The 1,315-nt window shown below is 72.5% G+C and carries 1 protein-coding gene; it reads right to left on the bottom strand.

Annotated features, from left to right (window positions below; all coding sequences use genetic code 11):
- Positions 1–688 precede the first annotated feature (688 nt).
- The coding region (locus tag AB0B48_RS33140) for a hypothetical protein (protein ID WP_357208608.1) at positions 689–1,315 on the bottom strand (627 nt) is incomplete at its 5' end.

Genomic DNA, 1,315 nt, shown 5'->3' with positions numbered 1-1,315 from the left:
GCCGTGGTGGGCCACGCGGTCGAAGGTCGTGACGGGTCTTTGGTCCGGGCCAGGCGGCGTTGGTCGTTGGTCTGGGCTGCGGCTACGCGGCGCAGACGGCGGTCAGGGCCGCGCCGGGGACGCGGCGGGGCAGCCGATGCGGGACCCGCGGCAGTAAGTGGGTGGCAGCGGCGGCGAGGCCGTTGGTGAACCATCCGACGAATCCGAGAGGGTCGCGGGCTGGCGGTTGTGGTGTGGGTTCGCGGACAGGTGCCGGCTGTGACGGTGGTGCGGCGCGCGCGGCACGCATCGCCCGTTGCGCCTGCCTCGCGGCCGAACACGGCCCGCTCTGGTCGGCGCACTGCAGGTTGACGCACCGATTGCCGGGTCCGGGTTGATGGGCGGTGAGGACGTCCACGGCCAGCCGCCACAGCAGGGCGTCGGTGACGTCACGGGGGAGGAGGGCGAGGTGGGACGGGCGGGTTCGGCTGCGGTCAGACATGGCGGGCGACCTTCCGTCGGGGTAAGGGCAGGGGTCACCGTCCGGCCGGGGCAGGTCGTGTTATGCCTGATGGCCGCCCCGGACAATGACCTGATAGATCGACGCTTACCTCTCGACGAAGGTCAAGTCGCCGACCTGGGTGCTGCCGTAGGGCACGGCGCGCGGGTGAGGTCGGGACCCGCGCTCCCAGCGCAGCGTCGGCGGCCGTCAGCGGGCCGTCGGCGTGAATTGGCAGGGTCTGCTGGTGGTCTGGACGAGACGCGCCAGCGCGGGGCGAGTAGCCGGTGCGTGGTCGTGGTCGTCGACGCGGACCACGGGGTGCGGTTCGCCCCGCAGCCTCGTGATCCGATAGCCGCGGCGGTCGGCGTCGACCGCGTCAACGCGGCGGATCTCGCGCAGGTCGTCGGACTCGACGAGGACGTCCTCGTAGCAGACGGCCCAGGCCAGCAGGCGGAGTCCTGGGGTGCGATCGGCGAGGAGGTCCATGATCAGGCCGACGTCGACGCAGGCCGCGAGGGTGGGCCGGGCGACCGGCTGGTTGATGTCGAGCGCGGTGGCGAGGTCCGCCAGGAGGTCGGCGAGTCCGGCGCGGTAGCGGCCCATGCGGGCTTCGTTGAGCGGTAGGTGCACGGCGCGCATCTGGCGTCTCGTGCCGTGCGGTGCGGTTGGGGCCGGCCGGTCCTGGACGAGCAGCAGGAGCGGCGGGCGGCCCCAGCCGAGCAGGTCGGCGTTGGCCTCAATGTGCAGCAGGCACCCGGTCAGGGTGTGGACGGTGTTGAAGGACATCACGGGGATCGGGCTCCTTGGCGTACGCGAAGCCCCGCAGGCCGGATC

Origin of the sequence: Micromonospora sp. NPDC049089 (assembly GCF_040648775.1) — a bacterium.
Classification (GTDB): domain Bacteria; phylum Actinomycetota; class Actinomycetes; order Mycobacteriales; family Micromonosporaceae; genus Micromonospora.
Note: the sequence above shows the minus strand (reverse complement) of the source record. Positions and strands in the feature narration are given on the sequence as shown.